The sequence below is a fragment of the Photorhabdus hainanensis genome, assembly GCF_018448965.1.
In the GTDB taxonomy this organism is placed as follows: Bacteria; Pseudomonadota; Gammaproteobacteria; order Enterobacterales; family Enterobacteriaceae; genus Photorhabdus; species Photorhabdus akhurstii.
Genome location: NZ_RCWD01000074.1, coordinates 1 through 6,777, shown reverse-complemented (window position 1 = coordinate 6,777; position 6,777 = coordinate 1). Strand labels below are relative to the sequence as shown.

Genomic DNA, 6,777 nt, shown 5'->3' with positions numbered 1-6,777 from the left:
TGAAATAAACTCATGAATAGAAATGCCTTTTTGGAATTGAATCTGATTTTTAGCCATTTTCATTTACCTCCACACAGACTTATTTTAAGTATACGCCTATGGGAGCTGAATTTAAGTGATAATCAGGAAACTTTTTATTTTCTCCCAATGGATCACCAGAAAACCCCGGAAAGCCAGTGGGGAAATCTGTATTATGTAGATAACCATAAGATACCCAAGGCGAGGAAAACCGCTTTGTTGACAACGGTGTCATTGTGACGAACTTTCACGACGATACAGTCAAGATAAACAATCGGATACAGGCTGTCTAAGGGGCGATTCCGCCATTCGGCGACCTGTTCTTTAACCACATCGGTCACGGTAGACATCAGTGTGGGAGACACATCACATCGGCGTCGTACATTGCTTTAAACATGGCCGCGATTTCACGGGTCGTCATCCCTTTGGCATAGAGGGATAAAATCTGGCTTTCCATCTGCGTGATGCGCGTCTGATGCTTTCTAATCAGCTGTGGTTCAAAGGTGCCTTATCCCCTCACAGTAATAACATTTCTCTTTCCATTTCTTCACAAATATGTACTATTCCTACTGTTTACTATTCACCACAGAGTAACTTTAATAAACATCCCATATTAGCTACAGAAGCCTTTCAACCCACCTATCAATGGATATATTGGTTTATATTTAACCATATTATAAAAAACTATAAATAAATATTTATATATAGTTATACTAATTAATAATTTTATAATGTTATTAATTGATATTTGATATTAACCAAGATCAACTATAATCACCCTGCCTTACGATTGTGACTTTAAAATCAAAAAATAATATTTTTATATGAACAATCATTTCTATAAATCAGATGGATGCAGTAGCTATATAGCTAAATAAATAATAAATTTAATCAACTTGGAGGATTATATGACAAATTCTGAATACGATATCGAAAATAAAAAAGAGAGCTATCATTCAATAGAAACAGAATATACCGTAGTCAATGGAAAATATTGGGAGTATAAGCGAGATAATAACAAAAATGAAGATAAGCCATTTATTTCCTTGCTGAAAGGCAATCAAGATTATCCAACTTGGATAACCTCTGATATTAAAGAAATGGCTCTATATATCATAGAAAACTTACTTTCTTACAATAAATACTCAACTAAATTACAACAGACTTTAAAACAAGCTGTAAACGCCGTTTTCAATGAATATTCTGAGATAAAATATTCTGATTTACTGAATAACATTAATAATATATTTAATCTTTTCTTTATAAAAAATTATAATAGCGCTGATATTGATACAGCAATCAATATCTTAATATCAAAAATAGAAATTCATGAAAAAATAAGAAACATAAGTAAGGATAAAGCCTATTTAGAACAAAATAAAGTTGATATATGGCAGGAACTAGGTATTAATGCCGAAGAACCTTTACTGAAAATATATCGTCAGGCATTCTCTACCGGAGATATCGATGATGAGCTATATTCAGATGCATTGCTAACTTTTATGTCAGATGGAAATTTAACATTAAGTGATAAAGAAAAATCAGATTATAATCAACGAATCAAAGATAAAGAGGATCTTTTCAAATCCTATAAAAAAGGTATTGAAAAGGTAAATAGTTTAATTTCCGCTAATAATATTTATCCAGGCATTCCGATTATTCACTCAGAAACAAACCAAAGTATTAGTATTGGAGATGACATACTATTATCTCTACTAGCCAAAGAAGAGATAGCATTAAAAAAACAACATCGTACCGAGTATAGCCAAAAAGATATTCTTGAACTGCAAACTCTACAAGCTGCTAAGTATCATCTATTAGTCTTATCTTCATTAGGCGCCCTCTTATATCAGATTGCCCCTAAAGTTGGAAAAATGACTCAAGGTCATGGTGATTATCGCGATATCATTTTTGCTCAAGATCAGGCTGAATTATTATTTAAAAAATATAATATTCACTATGATACTGATCATATTCTTTCTCAAGAATCAAAACATATTGAAATGGAAGGCTGTATTATTTTAACAGCAGCAATCATTTATCGAATGAGAAAAGAAAGTGTTAATGTGGAGCAAGCATTTAAGTATTCTACATTAGAAACAATAAAATTATTCGAAAATGATAAACAAAAATTTAATCCTTTTAATAAAAATAACGAAAAGCCAGCAGGATACTTTTCTTTTATCGATTTCAAAAAGAGAGATAAATTTGATTCACAATATAATTTTAATGAGCAATTTAATGTCTATAAAAACAAATACAGTCATTATGAATCCATTTTACTCAGTAAGTTAATACTTTCATCTCCGGCTGCGCAATTAACTGTTGAAGAAATTATTAACCCACCAGAAGAAGCCTTTCTCTATTCAGTCGAACAGGGTATGGGAAATGTTGCCATGATAAAAATGTATCAGGGTAATTGGTTGGTAGTCTCAACAATACAAGGAGGAGTGAAAGCAAAAAAATATACCCAACAGCAGGTTGACAGCCAACCCACCTTACGTGCTATGTCTAAACCCAATGCACTATTTTTAATTGAGCGAAAAATTATGATAGGCATCGGAATATTTATGGAAAATCAAATAGTCAATACAGGAAAAAGACTATTTCCAATTGGCTATCAGCGGGCCAAAACCTTGAGTGGTTTCTCAGAAACAAGCAGATATAAATATTCTTACGACGCATTTTGGAATGATTATTACGGTATAACTTCAGGAATGAATGTGGGAATTAGCTTTACAGGTTCACCTAAATTTAATTTTTATAAAGAAGAGAACTTACTTTCTGTTACTACGAATATAGTACAGCAAGGTCTAAATGATATTGCAATAAAAAGTAAACAAGCGCTGGATATTACTTCTGGTTGGCATATAGCGGCAACCATTCTTATTCCTTTCTATAATGTTATCTATAAAGCAACAACCGATAGTGAATATGAATTAACGGGAGAGGATATTGGCTCAATTGTCTTTGATACAGCAAATGTGCTATTAGTTGTTGCTACTCTAGGAATGTCATTGACTGAATCAATGGCTGCAAAAGTCACACAAACCACATTGCGTCTCAGACAAGCCGGTCTGACCGGACGAGCTTTAATTACAGCAGTTATCAGGACATTACCTGAGCATGGCATCACAACTTTACGCCAATCTTCTCGCATTCTGCTCGGCGGATTAATTGATTTAATCGAACCTTTACCGATCAGATCGACGCTCACTTTAACTTACCGAGGAGTTGTCAGCGCAGTAGGTGCGATAAAAAATAGTATTAAACTTGAAAAAAGTTTCGCTGATATTTTTAGCAAAAGTACCATAGGGCTTGGCAAACTTAAAAATGAATGGAAAGTCAGCAATATTGCGCTAGATAAAATGGTACCTCACGCAAATGAAGGAATATATAAAGGGATTTATTCAATACGCTCTGCTAATATGGAAATAGCCGTTAAACAGAACTACTATATAAAGGAATCTGGCGCTAATTATCAAGTCAAATGGGATGAAGCAAACCACACCTGGCGCGTAGCCAATCCGGCTTATCCCGAACAATTTAGTTACTGGCCTGCGGTGAAATTAGATAAAAATGGGCATTGGGTTACTCATACCGATGTATCTAATAAATTTCTTATCCTGGAGCAAAGTAAAAAAATAGATCAGGAGCTTGAAGCAGCACGCAGTAATATTAATAACGATAAAATATTGGATGCATTTATTCATATCAATACCGCATTCAAAAATTATGAAAAATATGATATCGATAAACTGTCAAACATTACTGACACATTAAACCATTTCCTGGAAAAATCCCTCAAACTTGGAGATAAAGAAGCCCTATTCAACACAGAGATAGTGAATATCCAACAAGCCTGGATACGTGAAGTCATCTTACCATTACAAAACAATCCATTACCAGAAAACCTCAGTATTTCGGCTGAGAAAATTAATGCCATCAAAACCGAGCTGCCTTATTTATTAAGGGAAATCTATCCCATTGAAAATCAATTGCCTAATGCGTCAGCAATCAATAAAATCGCCCTTGCTATTGAAGAAATACCTGGCACACCGATGCCGAAATATTCTTCTGGTAATATCCAGAAAACAATACAATACACATCCGTAGAGAGTAACCGTGTAGATATTCCTCCTGTGGGGATCACAATAACAGGTAATGATCTATTTATTAATCGAGTCACTCACGTACTCGATGAAATAAGTGAGATCCCTTCTGGAAATATCATTATTCAGGAGCTTGAAAAACAGGGTTTAAATATCAAACCGCCGATGATGGATGCCATTGTACGAGAAAAAGATGGTCAATTTTATGCCCGTAATAGCGCCGGTAGCAGTATTGCCTTTGATCCAGAGAATCATCTGATTGGTACAGAAGAGAAACTGACCGAAGAGCCTTGGCGTTCTCGTGAACCGGCTATCGCTTTATATCATGAGATGTTACATATCTATTATAATCGTTACCCAACATGGTTTACTTCTATCGATAATAAAATGATTGATCAAAAAGTCAGTGGCGGTTTTTCTTTGCTGGAAGAATCACGTATTGTGGGAACAAAATATTACTCCAACGATAAAAATACGTTATTTGATTTCAGTGATCCCGATTATTTATTGGAAAACAATTCGGCCTTATTGACTGAAAATAGATTCAGAGCAGAATATGCCATATTCAAAGGTGAAAGTGAGTATATTATTCAACCTTATTATGGTAAAGGCGATAGTCAGATCCCATTGAAAAATATTAAAATAAATATCAATGAATCACACCGCAATGTCATGGGTGTGGGCAATGAAAAACCTGAAAAAATGCCCGGTGAATCAGCTACTGATTACCGTAATCGAGTGAGGGAATGGAGAAAAGCGAATAAAAAACCAGAAGAAGTCATTGGAACAGGTGATATTAGAAAAACAAAAGCACAATCCAGAATTGGGCTTTTACAAAAAGAATATCCTCAATTTGAACCGCAAAAAATTGAGCTTGGTGGTGCATTCGAATTATGGACAGTACCTAATGAACCTGCGAATAGATTAATGCTGAGTTCACATGGATATTTTTTCTCTGATAGTGCAACGACGCAAGTTCCCGCGGGAAAAACAATTCAATTTCTTGGTCCTCACGGTCAGACATTATTGGAAGCACCGGAAAATGCATTAAATTCGCCTTTTGATGTCACATTAGGTAATAGCGGCCTGATGATACAACCTTATGCAACGATAGAATCAGGCAATAAAGCAATCTCGGCCAGTGTAAAAATAGGTGATAAAACGTTTACCGTGAATGATATTCAGAATATGACTGCCGATGATATTGAAAATTATCTGCTAGCCACCGGAGTAGAAGTCAATACAACCAATCATGGCAGAGTAAGAAATTACGGTATCAAATATTATGAGAAAATGCCTGATGAAGAGGTGAAGGCGGCAATATGGAAAAACAGAGCAGATAGTACGAATATCAATAAATATGACGCGCTATTGGTCAACCCGGAAGCGGGAAATCGTAAAAAGTTATCCGATATTTTTACGCTGCTGAAAACCGACGAAAGGATGGCAAAATATGATGAAATCACCTTTGTCGCCTGTCGTGAAGAATTGAATAGAATAAATATGAAATCAGTACATGATACCGGCCTTGGCGGTGGTTATGAACCTAAATTTCAACCGACGGTAGTTCTTTCACGTTCAAAACGATCGGCGACACCCATGCCTGATGGAGCAATTATTTATTCCATTATTGCGGTAAATTTGCATTATAATCTCATAACAGAAAAAATCGTTGGTATAGCTCCTTTCCTGTTTATCGATAATTAAAAGGTCTTTTTGTATTACTTGAAACACTAAATTGAGGCGAGAAATGTTTTCTCGCCTCAGGATACTGACAAATCTTTGCACTTGATATAAGAACCCAGCCTTACTTCCGGCACCGTGAGGAGTAAGAAGAAGCACCCTACGATTTTGATATCTTATTTAGCCTACTACGTAGATCTGCGGGGGCAATATAATAAGTTGTTCGTCTTATTTTTATAGGAAGAAATATATTCATTGCCTCTAGCTCCCTAAGTAACTTTCTGGCTGTATTTTCACTAACATCATATACATTCTGAACCGATTTCACTTTAAACAATCTTCCGAGTTCTTTTACACCTTTTTTAATTAAATCTTTCTGAATGAAGGTTAGCTTACTTTTATACTTTGAATTTTCCAACACATCGACAATTTCATAAAACTCTTTTGTTTTTACTTTTAAATACTCTTGTAATTCATCAAATGCGTTTAGAATAACATTAATATTAAAATCGATAAAATAAGTTAAATCCCCATAATCCTTTTGAACATAAAGATATGACATACCATAGTCTTTAGCGTGATCCTTGATAACCTTGCTTATTGAAATATATTCAAAAATATCATATCCATTCTTTAACATGTACCAATAAAATATTGCCCTTGCAGTTCTGCCATTCCCGTCTCTAAATGCGTGTTCATACCCGATCATAAAATGAAGAATAATCGCTTTTATTACTGGTGGTATAAATTTCCGGCCACCCTCTCCATTATGATTTTCGTTAGCAAAAGCACATAATTCTTCTAACCTATTTTGTGACTGCTCCCCGCCGTAAAAACGGCGAGGCTTCCCACTTCTCAGGCCGCCACCGTCTTTATGACGGATTTACGCTGGCCTCCGTGGGCAGAGACGACGAGTCCCGCCGCCTGTAATTCTGTTATGCCCTTGCGCTCGATGTTGAGCGCC

The 6,777-nt window shown here is 35.3% G+C and carries 2 protein-coding genes and 2 pseudogenes; 1 reads left to right on the top strand and 3 read right to left on the bottom strand.

All coding sequences use genetic code 11. The features are described from left to right. Positions 1-209: 209 nt before the first annotated feature. Positions 210-526: pseudogene (locus tag EAE92_RS23575) on the bottom strand (transposase); the annotation flags it as partial. A gap of 400 nt (positions 527-926) precedes the next feature. Between EAE92_RS23575 and EAE92_RS23570 the strand changes: the two are divergent. After that, positions 927-5,837: a putative adhesin gene (locus EAE92_RS23570; protein WP_214069803.1), complete on the top strand. Its 4,911-nt coding sequence runs from the start codon at positions 927-929 to the stop codon at positions 5,835-5,837. A 136-nt stretch (positions 5,838-5,973) separates the two neighbouring features. Here the strand turns inward: EAE92_RS23570 and EAE92_RS23565 are convergent, their stop codons facing one another. Then, on the bottom strand, positions 5,974-6,672 hold the full coding sequence (locus tag EAE92_RS23565) for a Fic family protein (RefSeq protein WP_246545383.1): 699 nt from the start codon (positions 6,670-6,672) through the stop codon (positions 5,974-5,976). Beyond that, positions 6,669-6,777, bottom strand: a pseudogene (locus tag EAE92_RS23560) (RNA-guided endonuclease InsQ/TnpB family protein); the annotation flags it as partial. The pseudogene EAE92_RS23560 and the gene EAE92_RS23565, both read right to left, overlap by 4 nt.